This window comes from Nocardioides sp. Root682 (assembly GCF_001427795.1).
Classification (GTDB): domain Bacteria; phylum Actinomycetota; class Actinomycetes; order Propionibacteriales; family Nocardioidaceae; genus Nocardioides.
In genome coordinates this window covers 1,004,893-1,021,498 of sequence record NZ_LMHJ01000003.1, presented here as the reverse complement: position 1 = coordinate 1,021,498, position 16,606 = coordinate 1,004,893, and the positions used below count along the sequence as shown (strand labels likewise).

Genomic DNA, 16,606 nt, shown 5'->3' with positions numbered 1-16,606 from the left:
CTCACTTGCGGGCCTGGAACTCCACTTCCGCGATCGCGGTGTGACTGCCCGCCGCAGTGCCCTGGTAGGCGGAGCGAATCTCGAAGGTGATGTCGACGACGTCGCTCACGCCCACGCTGAACTTGGCCGGACCGAGCTTGTCCTCGAACCTGAATTCCTTGATCTCGGTCGTGCCGTCGCTGCGCTTCACGACCGCGTTGATCTCCTTCGGGCGGCCCTGGGTGAGGAACAGCTCCTCGTCCACGGCGGTGATCCCCGGCGTGATGATGACGTAGACCAGCCGGATCGGGTCCTCGAACTCGAGGTTGAGCTTCTCGCCCCGGCCGTCACCGGCCTTGGCAGGCGCCCAGTACTCGTTGGACACCCCGTCGCGGGCTTCTTCGGGGCCGTGGCCTCGCTGGCTGCTCGACGCCTCGATCGCCGTGGGGTTGACCTCCTCGGTCCCGGCGATCCGGTCGCGAGCCGTGCCGTAGATGCCGCCGAGGACGTCGCGGAAGGCGTAGCCACCAATGCTCAACGCACCCAGGATCAACAGCATCGTGAGCAGCCTCGTCGGGAAGCGCAGCTGGAAGCGACCCGTGCGCGCGGCGCGCGGACGGGCGCCCGCGTGCTTGACCTTGCGGAGGCGCCGCTTGTTGCGCCAACGCCGCCACCACGACAGCTTGGCGACCACGGCCTCGGCGAGCGTGGTGCCGCAGCGGCGGCAGAACTTCCGGGTCGGTTTGTTGCCGATCCCGCAGTTGCCGCAGACCAGGTCGCCCTGCTGGATCGGGTCGTCGACCGGCGGCCGCGGCCGCTTGGGCTTGGCGAGCGGCGTGCCGGGCTTCTGGGGCGCGGGCTGTTGTGCGCCGGGCTGGCGTCCGGCCTGTTTCTCCGTGACGGGGACGACCATCGCCTGGAGGGCGTCGCGCGGCGGCGGGGGCTTCCACTCCGCGCCGGGCTTGGAGGGCGGCGGCGGAGGCGGTACGACGGCAGCGGCTGCCGGTGCTTCGTCGGGCCGCTCGGCCGTCGACACCTTCGGCACCACGACCGGAGCCACGGGACGCGACGGCGGCCCGGACGTCGGGGGCGGTCCCGACGGCGGCGGGCCGGTCGGCAGACCAGTCGGCGGGCCGGACGGGGGCGGAGTCGACGGCACCCGACCGCGGTCCGGGACCGGGGCCGGCACGGGATCGGGCTCGACGGCAACAGGGGCGTGCTCCTCGTGGGCGTTGTCGGACCAGTCGACGTACGCGCCACATTCACCGCAGAACCGCTCGCCCTCGTCGAGACCAGCGGTGCACACCGGACATGCCTGGCTCATTTCTTCGCTCCTCCTGCAGCAACGACCTTGTACTGCCGGGTCACGTGTGCGGGACACACGTCCTCGAGCAGCGCCTCGACCCGTCGTACGTCGACGGCGGCCGGATCGGGGACGGTCACCGTGACCGTGACTGCGGGGGGACCGGAGCCGCCGGGATCGGCGCCGGGCTTCTGCGACCAGTCGCACGCACCGGTGTCGCTGACGCTCACGTCGGCACCGAGGGCCTGCTCGAGCGCGGCCTGGATGCCGGCGACGGTCCCCCGCTGCCGGTGCAGCCGCGCCGCGTCGGTGATGATCCGGCGCCGGTCGGCCGTCGACCACGCGTCGTCGAGCTCGACACCGACCCACATGGCCAGCCAGCCGAGGAAGTCCGCCGGTGACAGCTGCGGGTCGAAGTACGCGGCCAACGAGTCGAGCGTCGCGTGGATCGGTGCGTACGCGTCGTCGAAGGCACCCACGAAACGCACCAGGAAGTCGTCGTCCTGGAGCACCCCGGGCAGCCGCTGGGCCAGCGGCGCCGGGGAGATCAGACCGGGCACCATGCCCCGGTGACTCGTCGCGGTCGGCTCAGCCACCCCGGATCACCCGGACCCGGTGGTCGTAGGAGAAGACCAGCGCAAAGCGGTCGAGGTCGATGCGCTGCACCGGCTCGCCGCGCTTGCCCGTGATCGGGTCCGCGGCGAACAGCAGCACCTCTTCGACCAGCTCGGTGCCGGAGACCTGCTGGAGCACGGCGTAGACCTCGCCCGCCTGGACCGGCCGACCGAACGGCCATCCCTTCCCGTCGATGCCTCCGGTCAGCGGGTCGAAGTACCGGTTGAGCGCGATCCGCGACGACTTCTCCAGCTCCGCAGAGGCAGTCCGGGCCCGCGCGACGAGCGTCGCGACGACGGTGACGCCCTGGTAGAACGGCGGCTCGACCACGACGCGGGCGCCCACGGTGCGACGCGGGTCGATGAACGACGTGACGGTCTGGAGGGTCGCCGCCGTCGGCACGAGGTCTTCGAAGCGCAGGCTCCCCTCGGCGTCGGCCGAGGCGGCCGGCACCAGCAGCACCCGGACACCGCTCTCCTCGCCGCCCGGCCCCGCAGGCACCGCCTTCACGCGGGCGACCTGCGGTGCGGCCGCCTTCGCGAGCTGCTCGTAGTCCTCGCAGGTGACAGCGCGATCGCGGGTGCGCAGGGCGAGCGGGCCGCGGAGCTTCGCCTCGTCGACGGTCTCGGCCGCGACACCACCGACCGCAGCGCGACGGTTCTCGACACGGTCGATGCCGGGCACCGTGGACCGCAGGATCTTGATTGCGCCGGCCGCAAGGTTGCCGGACGGACCACCCCCGATCCGGTACGACGGCACGCGCATCGGCGCGCCCTTCGGGGGAACGCCGCCGTACTGACGCATGGTTCCGGCCGCTTCGCGAACGGCGGGACCGAACTGCACCTCTCCGGTCGCGCGGTCCACCCTCACCACGGCGTCGTCGGGACCCGAGTCGGCGAAGGAGGCGACCTCCTCCCACTGGTCCCAGCCCGCCCCGGACGCGACCTCGACCACGAACGGGTCGCCGTCGGCGACGAGCGGTCCGCGCACCAGCTTGAACACCTGCCCCGGCACCCCCTCGGACAGTCCGAGGATCTCGTCGGTGAACGTCTCGGAGTGAGTGGCCGCGACGGTCCCGCCGATGGTGTACGCCGACATCTCCGTGATCGTGGGCGAGGCGCTGTAGAACGGGTAGCCCTCCCCCGGCGCCACGACGCGGCACCGCAACCAGCCGGCGCGCACCTGCGACACCACCGACGCGACGTGGGAGTCGGGGACGTGCAGGATCACGTCGCCCGGCCGGTTCAGACCACCCGTCGTGTCGCGGTCGACGTCGCAGGCCGTCCAGGCCTTGCCGTCCCAGGCCTCCCACACCAGCGGCGGCCGCGTGGGATCGACGCCCACGCCCTGGAGGTGGCAGGTCATCCGGACGCCGATGGCACAGGACGGTGCCGCGTCGTCGAGGCCGACGTAGAGGACGTCCTCGTACGCAGGTTGCTCGGTGAAGCAGCGGAACTCGGTCCCCAGGCTGAGCTCGTCGTCACGGCGTTCGGGTTCGCCGCCGGCGTTGTGGGTCATCACGTGCGCGAGCGAGCGCGGCGGCATCGTGAGCGTCTGCGACGTCGCGAAGACGACCGCTTCCTGCTGGGGCGTGCGGAGCGTCGCGACCTCCGAGCCGGTCGGGAGCACCGTGGTCTCCTCCGCGGCTGCCGCGAGCCAGGCCGTGACCTCGACCCGGGCCGGGGTCGGCGGGTGCAGGGTGACGCCGAGGAGGTCGAGGAAGGTGATGTAGAGCCTGTCCGGGACGCGGTTGAGCCGGTAGAGCAGCTCGTCGGTCATGAACGCGAAGGTCTCGATCAGCGTCACTCCGGGGTCCGACACGTTGTGGTCGGTCCATTCCGGGCAGCGCTGCTGGACCATGCGCTTGGCGTCGTCGACGAGGTCCTGGAACCGGCGGTCGTCGAGATTCGGGACCGGAAGGGTCATGCGTCCTCCTCGTGGGGCGGAATGACGTAGAAGGGGAAGACCAGGTTGCGCGGATCGTTCTCGCCGCGCAGCGAGTAGGAGATGTCGATGTACAGGACGCCCTGGTCGACGGCGTCGAAGCGCACGGCGACGTCCTCGACGTCCACCCGCGGCTCCCAGCGGTTGAGCGAGACCCGCACGGCGTAGGCGATGTCGCCGGCCGTCGCGGCGTCGGCCGGGGCGAACACGTAGTCGTGGACGGCGCACCCGAACTCGGGTCGCATCGGGCGCTCGCCCGGAGCGGTCATCAGGATGAGCCGGATGCTCTCCTCGATCTCCCGGCGCCCGCTGACGAGGGCGACCCGGCCAGTGGGATCGGTCCGCAACGGGAAGGACCAGCCGGAACCGACGAACTCCGAACCCATCGTCAGCCCCCGATCAGCACGGTCGGACAACCCGGCGGCAGGATCGGCGCTCCGCACCCGGTGAGGTCGCCCACCCGAGCCGCTGGCTTGCCACCGATCAGGACCGTCGCGGACCCCTTGACGATGGGCGACGGCGGATGCGGTCCCGCCGGAGGCGGAAAGGAACAGGTGTGCAGGTCGCCCACCGTGGCTGCCGGCAGGTTTCCGATCAGCACCGTGGCAACGCCCGGCCCCGTGATCACACCCGGGTGGGGAGTCAGGTCGCCCACGCGTGCGGCCGGCGTCGGCATCAGTTGATCTTCACGATCGCACCGGCGAGCGTCAACGGGCCCGAGGCGTCGACGCTCGCCATGGCACCCTTGACCTTGACCGGCCCGTCGGCCTCGATGTCGACCGTCGCGCCCTTGATCTTCACGCCGGCCTTGCCGGTGATCTCGATCTTCATGCCCTCGACCTTGACGTCTGCATTCGACTTCACGGTGACGGCGCCCTTGGCCGTGAGGTCGGTGGGGCCGTCCGTGATGATCTTGATGCCCTGTGTGGTCTGCTCGAGAAGCACTTTCTGCTTGCCGTTGTTCGTGCTGATCTCCAGGCTCTCCGCGCCGGCCTTCTCGAGGAAGAGGATCTGCATGCCGGTCCGCGAGACCCACGCTCGGTTGACGATCGCACCGTTGCCGGCATCGACGTGGTCGGACCAGGGCTGCTTCGGCAGGTCCTTGCCGTTGAAGACCCCGCCGAGGACGTACGGATGCCCCAGGTCCCCGTGGGCGAACGAGATCAGCACCTCGTCGTTGACCTCGGGCAGCACGACAAGTCCGCGCTTGGGACCGGCGCCCGCGTGGACCGTCCGGCACCAACCTGACTCGTAGTCGTCGGAGAGCCAGGGAATCTTCACCTTGACCCGACCCTGCTTGTCCGGGTCCTGAGCGTTCGTCACGATGGCGGGTACGACGCCCACGATGCGCGGATCGCTCGCCGGTGAGTCCTGCACGCTGCCGTAGAGGGAACGCTCCGACGTGTTGCTCGCGGTGAAGTGCGTCCGGTACCCGGTCGCGGGGCGGAAGTCGTGGCGCGTCGAGGTCAGCACGTAGCGGCCGACGAAGGGGTCGCCGACGCCAGCCAGCTTGACCGCCGATCCCGCTCGGAGCGCGGGGTTTCCCTTCGCGATCCCCTCGACCTCGGCGAAGCCGCCGGCGACGTGGTCGGCGAGGGAGGTGGCCGACGACGCGGCCACCAGGTTGTCGGAAACGCGTACGTCGCCGACGACGTACGACGGGCTGGCGAAGGTCGACGCGATCTTGACCGGGGTCATGCCGCCTTCGGGCTGGGCGCTCTGCGTCACGCACGGCTTGTTGGAGATCACGGCCACCTTGGCCTTCGGGTCCCAGCCCCGCACCTGCACCTCCTTGACCTGGCCCGACGCCGTGATGGTGGCGCGCAGCTCGACGAGGTTGACGCCCTGCTGCAGCACGAGCGCCTCGGAGCGGGCGTCGGTCCCGGACGGGGCCTCTCCTGCCACCGGACGCTTGATGAAGAGGAGCTTCCCGGCGCTCACCGTGAGCAGCCGGTCGTGCTCGGTGGCGAGGCGGGCCAGGAAGTCCCAGTCGCACTCACCAGCCTGCGTGACGTGATCGAGCGCCGCGCTCGTGGCCTCGACCTTCACCTGCACGCCCGCACGCCCAGCCACCTTCTTCACGATGTCGGAGGCCGTCATGTTGACGTACGCCGCCACGCGGGTCCCTCGGTAGAGCCGATGGGCGACATCGAGGCCCCGCACCACCGTGTGCAGGCCGCCCTCGCCGATCTCCACCTCGAGTGCGGTGACCTCACCCACGTGCAACGGCTCCGGGCCGCCGGGCGCGGTGTTCTGCAGGGTCAGCTCGACCTTCGCGCCGATGGCGAACTTTCCCTTGGCCAGCACCGTGCCGTCCGGGTCGCGGAAGCGCAGCACGAACAGGTCGGGGACCCGGGTGCTCTCGTCGATGAATCCCGCGACCATCGCGACTGCGATGTCGGCAGGCAGTGGGGTGCCGTCCACCTTCACCAGCAGGGTGTTGCTGAACTCTTCACCGTGCGCCATGCCCCAAGGCCTTCCTGCGAGGTCGGGACTCGCTCTCGATCTCCTCCAGGGCAGGGAGCAACAGCTCGGTGCCCGGACGGATCCGGGCCGGGTCGTCGATCCGGTTGAGCTCGGCGATCGGCCGCCACAACGACGGCTTGCCGTACTCGGCATACGCGATCGCCGGCAGCGAGTCACCCTCGACCACCTGGTGCACCCGGTGCGGCACGAGCCCGCCCGACGTGGGGTTCTGTTTCGGCGGCCCGCCGGAGAGCTCCTCCAGGGTGACCGTGCAGGTCGCCCGGATCGGCACGCCGCCGCTGGTGAACAGTGTGTACTTCGCCTGGACCTGGCTGACGTAGCCGAGGAAGCCGGTCAGCGAACCCCAGCGGAAGACCACCCACGGCGGTGAGGGCTTCTTGGAGGTGAGGGTCTTCTCGAGCGGCACCGTGAGCATGAAGAGCTTCTCCACGGTCTGCACCACGGTCGTGTCGTGCTCCCCCTTGCAGTCCAGGAACAGCTCGAGGGTCAGCTTCGAGGGCTGGGCCCCCTTGAACTCGGGCGGCGAGGCGGACTTGTTGCCCTTGGCCTCCTCCCGCTTCCAGTTGGCCGTCTTCTGCAACGACAGCTCCTTCGGGTTGAACTGGAACTTGATCGGTTCCAGCTTCGGCCCGGGGGCAGCGAGCGACCCGTCCTTCGAGGGCTCGTAGACCTGGAGGTAGGCCTGCTCCAGCTTGGCTCCGCCGCCGCCTCCGGCACCGGCAGCCTGGAATCCGACCGGACTACTGCTCATCGTGCGCTCCTCAGCCGCTCGGAAGGAAGCCGTGGTGGGCGATCTCGAGGGTCTCGGTCAACACCTTGGGCTGGTCGGGCGTCATCTGCGGCCCGGTCCAGCGGACCGGGATCACTTCATTGAGCGACCACTTCGCCACGACCGTGCCGTTCGCCGTCTGCGCCTCGATCGTTGCGGTGTAGCGCTTGTAGCCGGACACCAGCTCCCCGATCCAGTTCGTGATCTGCTCGGTCTGCTTGCCAAGCGGGCGCGAGAGCTTCACGTTCGAGTACTTCAACCGGGACGGGAACTGCCAGACGAAACCGTTGTTGCCACCCTCTTCGCGGCTCTCCAGGACGACCTCGACGCCCAGGCCCTCGCAGCTGGTGAAGTCGCCGAGCTCCCGGCCGTCGATCTTCACCTTGTAGCTGACGCTGACAGCGGTGTCGACGTCCTGCAGCTGGCTCATCGCTCCCCGCTCCCTTCGTCCGGTCGACCGCGCTCAAGGACACGGTCCGTCTGTTCACTCAGCAGGCACTCACCACCGGTCGGTACGGACCCCCCGCCGTTCCCTGTCGACGATCAGCTCGCCGCGCAGCATCCGCAACAGCGACGGGAACAGCTGACGGGCCATGGCCTCGGCCTGCTCGGGCGACTGCTGCCCCCCGGCAGCCGGCGGGGCAGCAGCGGGCGGAGCTGCGGCCGGCGACCCGGCATCCGCCGCCTCGGCGGGAGGCGGTGCGGGCTCGGGCTCCGGCACCTCCGGGGCCTCTGCTCGCTGGATCGTCGCGGACTCCACCGCCTCGACCTCCGCCGCGCTCGCTCGTTGCGGGAGGACCAGGGGCGGAGCGCTCGGAACGCCTGTCGCCCGGAGCGCCGGAGCGCTGGCCACGCCGGCTGACGATCGCTGGACGAACGAGGCCGGACCGGCCCCGTTCGACCCGCCGTACCCGGTGGTACCGGAACCCAGGTCGTTCGACACGGCGACGCCGGAGCCGAGGTCACTCGAGACGGGAGTACTGGAGCCGAGCTCGATGAAACCGGCCGGGCTCGAACCGGCGGTGCTGGGCCCGGTCCAACCTGATCCGGCCCGGCTCATTCCTGACCCGGACTCGAGCGGGACGGCGGAGTACTCGACGGCCACCGCAGCGGCGCCTGCGTCGAGCAGACCCTCGTGGCCGACCGGCTCCACGACGGGCAAGGACGAGGCCGGCGCACCGGGCGTCGTACTCCGCTGGAGGGCGGGGATCGACGTCGTGACTCCCATCGGCGTCGGTGTCGACGTCGGCGTCGGGGACGTGGCGGCGTGGGTGGCGCCCATCGGGGTGGGCGGCGGAGTCGCGGTTCCGACAGCAGCCGACGGCCCCGGGGACTGAGCGGAGAAGGGCGTCGAGGTCGGCGAGGTGGAGGGCCCGGCGGAGGACGCCTGGGACGACATCGAGGACGGTACGCGCTGCACCCGGACCACGCGGGAGGAAGGTGCGGCCGGGAGTCCTGCCGGGCGCACCGACAGCTTCTGCACCGGCAGGCCCAGGCCCGGCAGCACGCTCGAGCGCTGGATGGACGTGCTGAGGCCACCGACGTTCAGGGGCGCGACCTCGCCGCGCATCATGGGCGAGACCGGAGGTTCAGGCACCACCGTTTGCAGCGTCGGTACGACGTCCGGTGGCCCTGCGATCGCGGCTGCTGGCAGCGCGGCGGCCGGATGGCCGTGGCCGGGGTCGGCGCAGTCGTCCGGATGGACGGCCTCGTCCGCTGCTGCAGGGGACGACTCGTCCTGAACCGCCGGCGCCGCCATTGGCGACGCGTCCGGGCTGCTCGCCCGTTGGAGCGGCATGCCCGGTGCCGGTGGCTGCTTCGGCGCCGCGACGGCGACGCCCGGCAACGTGACCTCGGTGAATCCGTCCGCGGCCGCGCGCTGTGCCTGCAGCGCGGGCCCCGGCACGTCGGGTGGGGGCGAACTCTGGGCGGTCGAGGGAACCTGCTCCAGCGGCGGACCGAACCCGAGCCTCGGGCGCTCCCCCGCAACGGCACGACCGGCGGCAGGCGCAGCAGCGGAGGAGGACATCCGCTGCACCGGCAACCCGGCCGGCGCACCCGGCACGGGCGAGGGCGCGACGGCGGCCCCCAGCGGCTCAGGGGCCGGCGATCCCGGCGCGAGGGCAGCGGTGTCCGGAAGGATCGGACCCGTCTCGGTCACTTCAGGCGGCCGTGCGGACACCGGGGAGTCCGCAGCGGGGCGGTCCGGGGCCACCGGGGTCAACGACGCGGGAGGCGTGGCGGATGACCCGCTGGCCGACTCACTGGATGACCCGCTGGATGGCCCGGGAGTCGACGCGGGCACCGCGACGGCGGACCTCTGCACGAAGGGCAGACCGGCCGGGCTGGCGCGCACGAGGGACCGGGGCGGCTCGGGAACCGCCACGGGGAGTCGGCTCTCGGCTGCGCGGGAGATCGTCAGCGGCGTCTCGGTACCACCGTCACCGCCGGCTCCCCCCTCGTCCGGTCCGTCGCCCGTCGCGGATTCGCCGGTCGACCGGGCCTCCGGCTCGCGCGTCTCGGAGCTCGCGTCGTCGTGCTCCGCGAGCTCCTCGTCGGTGGCCCGCTGGATCGAGCGCTGGACCCGCGGGCGGGGCGGTGGGAGCAGCGTGAGCTCGGGTCCTGCGGCAGTGCGCTGGACGGGGAGTCCCAGTCCTCGGCCGTCACCGTCGATCAGTCCGTGCGGAGCGCCATCCGCCACCGCGTGGGTCATGGAGCCCGTGAACATCGGCGAGGCCCAGGCACCCGGCTCGAACCCGCGGCTCAGCGGCCGGATCGGCTCGGCGAGCTGGCGCTGGATGGGCGGCAGGAAGGCCCATCCCATCGGGGAGGGGGCGGGCGCGGCCGCGGGGGCAGGGGTCGCTGGCGGCTGCGCCACCGAGGCGGCCGACTCCGGAGGAGCCTTGTCCCGGCTCCAGGGCCATGACCAGGCCATCGCTCAGCGTTCCTCGTTGAGCCGGTTGTTGATCGCGGCGATCTCCTGCACGTACCGCAACCGCTGGGCGTGCTCCATGTCGAGGATCGCGTCCGGCGGCCAGTGGAAGTGGTAGGCGACGTACGAGACTTCCGCGTAGATACGGTCGGCCCCGTACGTCACGATTCCCCCAGGCGCCCGCCCGACAGGTCGATCGCGAACCGGTGGCTGCACTCGGGGCAGGTGACCGCAGCGCGGGTGTGGCCCTCGGCGTTGATCCGCCGGTAGAAGTCCTGGAGGAACGCCACGTCGCTGGCGAACATGTTCTCGACGACGTTGGCGTCGACGACGGGAAGGCCACCGAGCCGGGTGATCACGCGGCCGAGCAGGACCACCGTGGTGAACGCGGCGTTCTCCTGGACCCGCTCGTCGTAGAGCGGCAGCAGCTCGTCGCGTGCCGTGGCGAGCCGCATCGTCCCCTGACGATGGGTGACCCCGTTGCCGTCGACGAAACCACGGGGCAGCTCGAAGTCGAACGACGTGCGCAACGGTGCCTCCTGGGCCGCGGGGCGCACGTCCGTCGACATCTCCGGGGAGGCGTCGGCGAGCGCGGGACCCCGCTGCATCAGGTCACCGTCACTTCGTCGAAGCAGACCGTGAACTTCTCCGTCGCCTGCTCGGCGGCACCTGCCTTGAGCTCGTTCACCTCGACGGTGCGCACCCAGCAGTTCGTGAAGCTGTACGTCTTGATCGGCGCACCCATGTAGTCGAGCAGCACCACCGATGCGGTCTTCCGGGATCCGGCGACGTCACCCTGGCTGACCGACTTGAGCCAGTCCGTGACCGTCTTCGAGTCGGTGAGACCACGAGTGACCGTGAACTCGCCGGGCTTGGGCCGACCGATCAGCTGACGGACGACGTACTTGCCGTCGCTCGTCTGCTGCTTGAGCTCGATCTTGTCGACCTCCTGCTTGAGCCCGCTGACCTGGTTGACCTTCGGGACCTGGATCCCGTCGATCGTGACCTTGAACGAGTGTGCTGGCGCGGAGTCAAGGGCATCTGCAAGTGCCATTACTGGTTCCTACCTACTCTGCTACGAGGCTGGTGCCGCCGGAGAACTGCGACAGCTGGAAGATGACGAACTCGGCCGGCTTCACAGGAGCGATGCCGATCTGGCAGACGACCTGACCGGCGTCGATGCCCTCGGACGGATTGGTCTCGTCGTCGCACTTGACGAAGAACGCCTCGTCAGGGGTGGTGCCGAACAAGGCACCCTTGCGCCACTCGTTGACCAGGAACGAGGAGATGGTCCGTCGGATCCGTGCCCACAGGTCGGGGTCGTTCGGTTCGAAGACGACCCACTGGGTGCCGATCAGGATCGACTCCTCCAGGTAGTTGAAGAGCCGGCGGACGTTCAGGTACCGCCATTCCGCCTCGCTGGACAGTGTCCGCGCTCCCCACACCCGGACACCGCGGCCCGGGAACGTGCGGACGCAGTTGATGCCGACCGGGTTGAGCAGGTCGTGCTCGGCCTTGGTGATCGCGGTCTGGAGCCGAAGGGCTCCGCGGACGACCTCGTTGGCCGGCGCCTTGTGCACGCCCCGGGTGTTGTCGCTGCGCGCCCAGATGCCGGCCATGTGACCCGACGGCGGTACGAACGTGTTGGCCCCGGCAGCAGGGTCGAAGACCTCGACCCACGGCCAGTACATGGTCGCGAACTTCGAGTCGTAGCCTGCGTCGTGCATGCGCCACTGGTGCACCTGCTGGGCGTTGAGCCCGGGCGGGGTGTCGAGGATCGCGATCCGGTCACCCATCAGCTCGCAGTGGGCGATCATGCCCAGCTGCACGGCCTTGAAGGTGTCGAGGTCGATGGCACCCTGTTCGAGGGCAGCGGACAGGTCCGGCGCCGCGATCATGGTGACCTCGTCGATGGCCTCGAGACCACCGAACCCGGTGCGCTGGGCCACGTCGCCGACGTAGTCGCCGGCGCCGAGGTTCTCGGTCGTCGGTGGCACCGGTGCGGTCTGGGGCTCGACCAGCTCGACACTCCCCTGGTTGATCGGGCGCAACCCGCTGCCCTGGGAAGCCTCCTCGAAGTTGATGACCTTCGACGACAGGTTGACCTTCGTGGCCACGTTGTTGTCCGACGCCATGTGGGTCACGTTGTCGTAGGTCTCGGTGGGCTTTCCGTCCACCTTCACGACGAGCTTGAACTCACCCTCGGCAGTCTTGTCGCCACTCGCCGGCTCGACCGACAGCTCGATCGACTTGTCGGCCTGCCCGCCCTTGGCGATGGAGGTGACGTTGTAGCCGCCGAGGGCGGCCTGCTTGGGGGCCGCAATGGCCTTCGGTGTGCTGGGTCCGCCCTTGCGACCGCTGTTCGGCGCGATCCGTACGACGAAGCAGTTGCCTCCGCCGTTGAGGAACCAGCCGTACACGGAATGGGCGAGGTAGGAGTTCTCGACGAAATCTCCGAAGTTCTCCGAGAACTGCGACCAATTGGACACCAGGGTCGGTTCATTGACCGGTCCCTTGGCAGCCAGACCGACGAATGCGGCGACCGAGGTCCCCACACCTTCGATCGGCCGTGTCCCCGCCGGCATCTCCTCGACGTAGACGCCGGGCGAGAGGTAGTTCGGCATGGTGCCTCCTGAGCTATCGACTGCCCTCAGCGTGGCCCTGATTGACCAGCACCGGCAGGTCCCCTAGGTCGCCCTGTCAGGAAGCGTCTCGTGCCCGATGAGGCAGGTGCGGGGGTAGGCGCGGCTCAAGAGGTCATTTCCTCTTCTTCGCCCTCTTCTTCGCGCTGCACGACCGACCCGAGGCTGGAATCGTGGGAGCCCTGGACGGACTCCTCCTCCTCGCCCTCCTCTTCGCGCTGCACCACGGGGCCGAGGCTTGAATCGTGGGCGGTCTGCACGTCCTCGTCCTCGGCATGGCGCTGGACGGGCTGGGCCATCACCGCTTCTGCGTTGGAGGACGCTTCCCGCTCGAACCTGTCCGACGGGTCGCTGACCGAGACACCGCCGCCGACGGGGGTTCCGTCGACCGGTCCGTTGCGCTGCTGCACCACGTGCGTGAGCTCGTGGGCAAGCATGGTCTTTCCGGCGGAGGACTCCGGGTCGTAGGCCCCGCGCTGGAAGACGATGTTCGAGCCGACGGTGTAGGCATGCGCACTCACCGACTTCGCGGACGCGTCGGCGCTGTCGCCCGTGTGGACGCGGACATCACTGAAGTCGTGCCCCATCCGGGACTCCATGTCCTTGCGGACGCCGGTGTCGAGCTCGTTGCCACTGCCGGACACGACGTCGTGCACGGAGGGGCCCTCGTCCTCCATCAGCTGCGCGGTCGCGGCGTTGCCGGCGGCACGCTGCAGACCGATCACGCCGCTGCGGCCCATGACGTCCTGGCGACCGGCCATGGCGGCCTTCATGGTCAGGGTGTCGGGACCCTCGACCTTGGCGCGTGCGGCCTCGGCCGCCTGATCCTCAGCGTGTTCGTGGTCGTGCAGGTGCATGGCTGCCTCCAGGTCGGACTGGTACCCACGTTGCTCCCGCTGAGACCCTCTCGCCAAGTACCTGACCGCGATCCCCCGGGGCAGACGCTGCTGCCCGTTCGGGCACCACGTCAGGCGTTGTCGCGGAGGACCTGCCAGTAGACGCCGAATTCCGACTCGAGACAGAGCCGGCCGAGCTTGCGGTACTCGCGGTGGACGGCCGTCACCAGGTGCTTCATCCCGATCACGCCGGTGTCTGCAGCAGCGAGGTAGGCCGCGGTGACGGCAGAGGAACGGATCGACCCGCCGGCGAGCTCGAAGGACTTGGCCAGGAAGCCGATGTCGACGTCCGGCTCCCGACGGATGGTGCGGCCCAGGCAGCTGTCCCACAGGGATCGCCGGCCGCCCTCGTCGGGCACCGGGAACTCGACGACCACGTCCAGACGTCGGGTGAACGCGTCATCGATGTTCGCGCGCAGGTTGGTCGCCAGGATGATCAGGCCGTCGAAGGACTCCATCCGCTGCAGCAGGTAGGCGCTCTCCACGTTGGCGTAGCGGTCGTGGGACGACTGGACCTCGGACCGCTTGCCGAAGACGGCGTCGGCCTCGTCGAAGAGGAGCACGGCGTTCACGCCGGCCGCGGCCGTGAAGATGCGTTCGAGGTTCTTCTCGGTCTCACCGATGTACTTGTCCACGACGGTGGCCAGGTCGACGACATAGAGCTCGAGGCCCAGGTCGTGTGCGATCACCTCGGCGGACATCGTCTTGCCGGTGCCGGAGTCGCCCGCGAACAGGGCAGCGACACCGATGCCACGCCCTCCCCCGGGCCGCATCCGCCACTCCACCAGGACCTTCTCCCGGTGCCTCGAGCGAAGCGCCACCTCCTGGAGGGCCGTCAGCACGGTCGGGGGTACGACGAGATCCGCCCACGAGACAGCAGGCTCCACCCGCCGGGCCAGCCGGTCCAGGGCCGATCCGTTCTCCGCCCGGGCACCCAGCACGATGTGATGGGGTCCGATCGCTCCCCCCGCGACCGACGCCTGCAGCTGGGCGGACTTCGCGGCACGCAGGACGTCCTCGGGACGGAGCCGGAACTGGTCGGCGGCCGCGAGGACGTCGGCACCGGCGCCCGCACCGGCCAGCGCGAAGCGCCACAGCTCGCGGCGCTCGGACGTCGTACTGTCCGGAACGGCCAGCTGGAGCACCGACTGCACCGACCACTCGGGGTCCCACACCCGCGCGCCGACCATGATCAACGGGCGCGGTTCGGCGAGCAGGTGGGTCGCGAGGACCGGACGCTCCTCGAGCACCGTCACCGGACCCGCGACGATCCCCGCGCCGGACAGGCGGGCTTCTCGCGCCGCGATCCTGGCAAGGCGATCAGGATCGGGCTGGCGCAGAAGCCGGGTGAGGTCCAGGTGGATCGCGCGGTGTCCCGTGAGCCGCAGCGCTTCCGCGGCGAGCACTCGACCCGAGCCGGTCTCGGGTTCCCGCAGGTAGATGAGGGGCACAGCCTTCTCGATCGCCCGGGCGAGTGGGGACGGGTCGCCCCACGGAACGTCGGGCACCTCGATCACCACCGGCGCGAGCGCCACGTCGATCGCGTCGCCGCCCAGCAGGTGGGACACCACACGATCGGGCACTCCGACCGACCTCCCGCCGAACGGACGACCCGGTTCGTCGAGCTCGACCAGGCCGCCGGTGACGAGGGGGCCGTGCAGCAGGTGGGCGTAGCCCTCCGGCGTGCCGAGCGGTACGCCGGCCAGCTCGAGCGCGACAGCGACCGACGGGCGGCGCCGACTGACGTCGTCGTTCAGGTAGCCGAAGAGCCCCTCGAAACGCGGGTCGACGTCCGCCGCGATGCCGATCAGCAGGAGGTCGACGTCAACGGTGTCGAGGGCGAAGTTCGCAGCCAGGTCCCGCAGACGCAGCGGTACGCCGGCATCCTCGGCCTCGTCGGCAGCGGACTCCACCTCCGTGACGCTCGACAGCACCGACCAGTCCGCCAGCAGGCGCGGGCCGGCGAGCAAACGGTCGACAGCGGCGTCGTCGAGGTAGAGCCCGCGGAACGGGTCATCGGGATTCGGGTCGACGCCTCGACGGGCCTCGACGAGCGCCCGGATCCGCTCTTCGATCACGGCGAGACGGCCCAGCACGTGGGCGAGGCTGCTGCGTGCCATCAGTCTTTGCTCCGCTTGCGCGCGCGGGGATTGCCGAGGTTCATCAGACCGCGCTCCTCCTCACCCTCCCCACCTTGACCGCTCGCGCTGCCGGTACCACTCGCGCCCCCTGCGCCACCGGCACCGCCGCCTCCTCCGCCGGCTCCGCCGCCACCACCGCCGCCGGACCGGGTGTGGGCGACGAGGGATCCCTTGCCCGCCTTCCGGTACGCCGCCGACCGTCCCTCGAACGCGATGCCACCGACGACCTTGCCGTCCTCGTCCAGCTCGAGTCCGAGCCGGGCCGCGGCCTCCTTCGACGGTGTGGGTGGCTCGTGAGCCTGACGCCTGCCCTGGCCACCGTTGACGAGATCGGTGGTGTCGATGGTGATGCCGCCCTCGACCGGTGGTCCTGCCTCGAAGGTCCTGCCGGTCCACATCGGGGCCACGACCACGAGGTCGAGCGAGGGCTTCAGCTCGCCGCCGAGGGCCGACCACACGTCGGCGAAGGCCCGGTCCTCCGGCGGGGGCAGGCCGATGGTGACCTTCACCGGCTCGCGCGGTTCGGCGAGCGGTCCCACCACGAGGTGCTTCGGCAGTGCGTCGTACTTCAGGAACGCGCGGAGCAACGAGTCCAGCACGCGGTGCTCGTCCTCGGGACGCTGGGTCCATGCCGTGAGGAGGTAGCTGAGCTTGTAGAAACGGGGGGCCGGAACGCGGCCGACGACCTGACCCGACTCCGGATCGATCGTGTCCAGGAAGCCCGCCGCCCGGTGCTTCATGTCCTCGCGGATGTCGTAGAGGTAGAGATTCACCGTCGGCGCGTTCCGGCGCGCCGCCCAGTCCTTGGTCGGGGCGTCGAACACCACGTCGATGTCCGCGTCGACCGCATCGGCGCGAACGATCTCGCGCAGCGCCTCATCGACCTGCGAGATCACGG

16 protein-coding genes are annotated in these 16,606 nt (G+C 70.3%); all 16 read right to left on the bottom strand.

What is annotated here, in order from left to right:
- Window position 1: 1 nt before the first annotated feature.
- Entirely contained in the window at window positions 2-1,303 is a 1,302-nt protein-coding gene (locus tag ASD84_RS20170) for a zinc ribbon domain-containing protein (RefSeq protein WP_156392230.1), read from the bottom strand.
- Entirely contained in the window at window positions 1,300-1,878 is a 579-nt protein-coding gene (locus ASD84_RS20165; protein WP_200954678.1) for a phage tail protein I, read from the bottom strand. Before ASD84_RS20165 ends, ASD84_RS20170 begins: the two co-directional genes overlap by 4 nt.
- The gene (locus ASD84_RS20160; RefSeq protein WP_056714370.1) at window positions 1,871-3,823 is read right to left on the bottom strand and encodes a putative baseplate assembly protein; all 1,953 of its coding nucleotides are present in this window, start codon (window positions 3,821-3,823) and stop codon (window positions 1,871-1,873) included. The genes ASD84_RS20165 and ASD84_RS20160 overlap by 8 nt, the downstream gene beginning before the upstream one ends.
- Entirely contained in the window at window positions 3,820-4,227 is a 408-nt protein-coding gene (locus ASD84_RS20155; RefSeq protein WP_056714367.1) for a GPW/gp25 family protein, read from the bottom strand. Before ASD84_RS20155 ends, ASD84_RS20160 begins: the two co-directional genes overlap by 4 nt.
- Before the next feature lie 2 nt (window positions 4,228-4,229).
- Complete coding sequence (locus ASD84_RS20150; protein ID WP_056714364.1) at window positions 4,230-4,517, bottom strand: PAAR domain-containing protein; 288 nt, start codon at window positions 4,515-4,517, stop codon at window positions 4,230-4,232.
- The gene (locus ASD84_RS20145) at window positions 4,517-6,307 is read right to left on the bottom strand and encodes a VgrG-related protein (RefSeq protein WP_056714361.1); all 1,791 of its coding nucleotides are present in this window, start codon (window positions 6,305-6,307) and stop codon (window positions 4,517-4,519) included. The genes ASD84_RS20150 and ASD84_RS20145 overlap by 1 nt, the downstream gene beginning before the upstream one ends.
- Window positions 6,294-7,079: a LysM peptidoglycan-binding domain-containing protein gene (locus ASD84_RS20140; protein ID WP_056714358.1), complete on the bottom strand. Its 786-nt coding sequence runs from the start codon at window positions 7,077-7,079 to the stop codon at window positions 6,294-6,296. Before ASD84_RS20140 ends, ASD84_RS20145 begins: the two co-directional genes overlap by 14 nt.
- A gap of 10 nt (window positions 7,080-7,089) precedes the next feature.
- Window positions 7,090-7,527, bottom strand: coding sequence for a phage tail protein (locus ASD84_RS20135; protein WP_082574053.1), 438 nt, complete (start codon window positions 7,525-7,527; stop codon window positions 7,090-7,092).
- A 69-nt stretch (window positions 7,528-7,596) separates the two neighbouring features.
- Entirely contained in the window at window positions 7,597-10,032 is a 2,436-nt protein-coding gene (locus ASD84_RS20130) for a hypothetical protein (protein ID WP_156392232.1), read from the bottom strand.
- Between the two features lie 3 nt (window positions 10,033-10,035).
- Window positions 10,036-10,194, bottom strand: a complete 159-nt coding sequence (locus ASD84_RS25590) for a DUF6760 family protein (RefSeq protein ID WP_182377104.1) — start codon at window positions 10,192-10,194, stop codon at window positions 10,036-10,038.
- Entirely contained in the window at window positions 10,191-10,637 is a 447-nt protein-coding gene (locus ASD84_RS20125) for a hypothetical protein (protein WP_056714352.1), read from the bottom strand. Before ASD84_RS20125 ends, ASD84_RS25590 begins: the two co-directional genes overlap by 4 nt.
- A complete protein-coding gene (locus ASD84_RS20120; RefSeq protein WP_056714350.1) occupies window positions 10,637-11,083 on the bottom strand; it encodes a phage tail protein in 447 nt (148 codons plus the stop codon). Before ASD84_RS20120 ends, ASD84_RS20125 begins: the two co-directional genes overlap by 1 nt.
- A gap of 13 nt (window positions 11,084-11,096) precedes the next feature.
- Complete coding sequence (locus ASD84_RS20115; RefSeq protein ID WP_056714348.1) at window positions 11,097-12,653, bottom strand: phage tail sheath family protein; 1,557 nt, start codon at window positions 12,651-12,653, stop codon at window positions 11,097-11,099.
- A 125-nt stretch (window positions 12,654-12,778) separates the two neighbouring features.
- A complete protein-coding gene (locus ASD84_RS20110) occupies window positions 12,779-13,528 on the bottom strand; it encodes a DUF4157 domain-containing protein (protein ID WP_056714344.1) in 750 nt (249 codons plus the stop codon).
- A gap of 110 nt (window positions 13,529-13,638) precedes the next feature.
- On the bottom strand, window positions 13,639-15,687 hold the full coding sequence (locus tag ASD84_RS20105) for an ATP-binding protein (protein ID WP_056714342.1): 2,049 nt from the start codon (window positions 15,685-15,687) through the stop codon (window positions 13,639-13,641).
- The gene (locus ASD84_RS25585; RefSeq protein ID WP_200954679.1) at window positions 15,687-16,604 is read right to left on the bottom strand and encodes a DUF4255 domain-containing protein; all 918 of its coding nucleotides are present in this window, start codon (window positions 16,602-16,604) and stop codon (window positions 15,687-15,689) included. Before ASD84_RS25585 ends, ASD84_RS20105 begins: the two co-directional genes overlap by 1 nt.
- Between the last annotated feature and the right edge of the window lie 2 nt (window positions 16,605-16,606).

Bases quoted from the DNA above. Each gene is read 5' to 3' on its own strand.
- ASD84_RS20170 (WP_156392230.1), bottom strand. From the start codon at position 1,303: ATGAGCCAGGCATGTCCGGTGTGCACCGCTGGTCTCGACGAGGGCGAG.
- ASD84_RS20160 (WP_056714370.1), bottom strand. From the start codon at position 3,823: ATGACCCTTCCGGTCCCGAATCTCGACGACCGCCGGTTCCAGGACCTC.
- ASD84_RS20155 (WP_056714367.1), bottom strand. From the start codon at position 4,227: ATGGGTTCGGAGTTCGTCGGTTCCGGCTGGTCCTTCCCGTTGCGGACC.
- ASD84_RS20150 (WP_056714364.1), bottom strand. From the start codon at position 4,517: ATGCCGACGCCGGCCGCACGCGTGGGCGACCTGACTCCCCACCCGGGT.
- ASD84_RS20145 (WP_056714361.1), bottom strand. From the start codon at position 6,307: ATGGCGCACGGTGAAGAGTTCAGCAACACCCTGCTGGTGAAGGTGGAC.
- ASD84_RS20140 (WP_056714358.1), bottom strand. From the start codon at position 7,079: ATGAGCAGTAGTCCGGTCGGATTCCAGGCTGCCGGTGCCGGAGGCGGC.
- ASD84_RS20135 (WP_082574053.1), bottom strand. From the start codon at position 7,527: ATGAGCCAGCTGCAGGACGTCGACACCGCTGTCAGCGTCAGCTACAAG.
- ASD84_RS20130 (WP_156392232.1), bottom strand. From the start codon at position 10,032: ATGGCCTGGTCATGGCCCTGGAGCCGGGACAAGGCTCCTCCGGAGTCG.
- ASD84_RS20125 (WP_056714352.1), bottom strand. From the start codon at position 10,637: ATGCAGCGGGGTCCCGCGCTCGCCGACGCCTCCCCGGAGATGTCGACG.
- ASD84_RS20120 (WP_056714350.1), bottom strand. From the start codon at position 11,083: ATGGCACTTGCAGATGCCCTTGACTCCGCGCCAGCACACTCGTTCAAG.
- ASD84_RS20115 (WP_056714348.1), bottom strand. From the start codon at position 12,653: ATGCCGAACTACCTCTCGCCCGGCGTCTACGTCGAGGAGATGCCGGCG.
- ASD84_RS20110 (WP_056714344.1), bottom strand. From the start codon at position 13,528: ATGCACCTGCACGACCACGAACACGCTGAGGATCAGGCGGCCGAGGCC.
- ASD84_RS20105 (WP_056714342.1), bottom strand. From the start codon at position 15,687: ATGGCACGCAGCAGCCTCGCCCACGTGCTGGGCCGTCTCGCCGTGATC.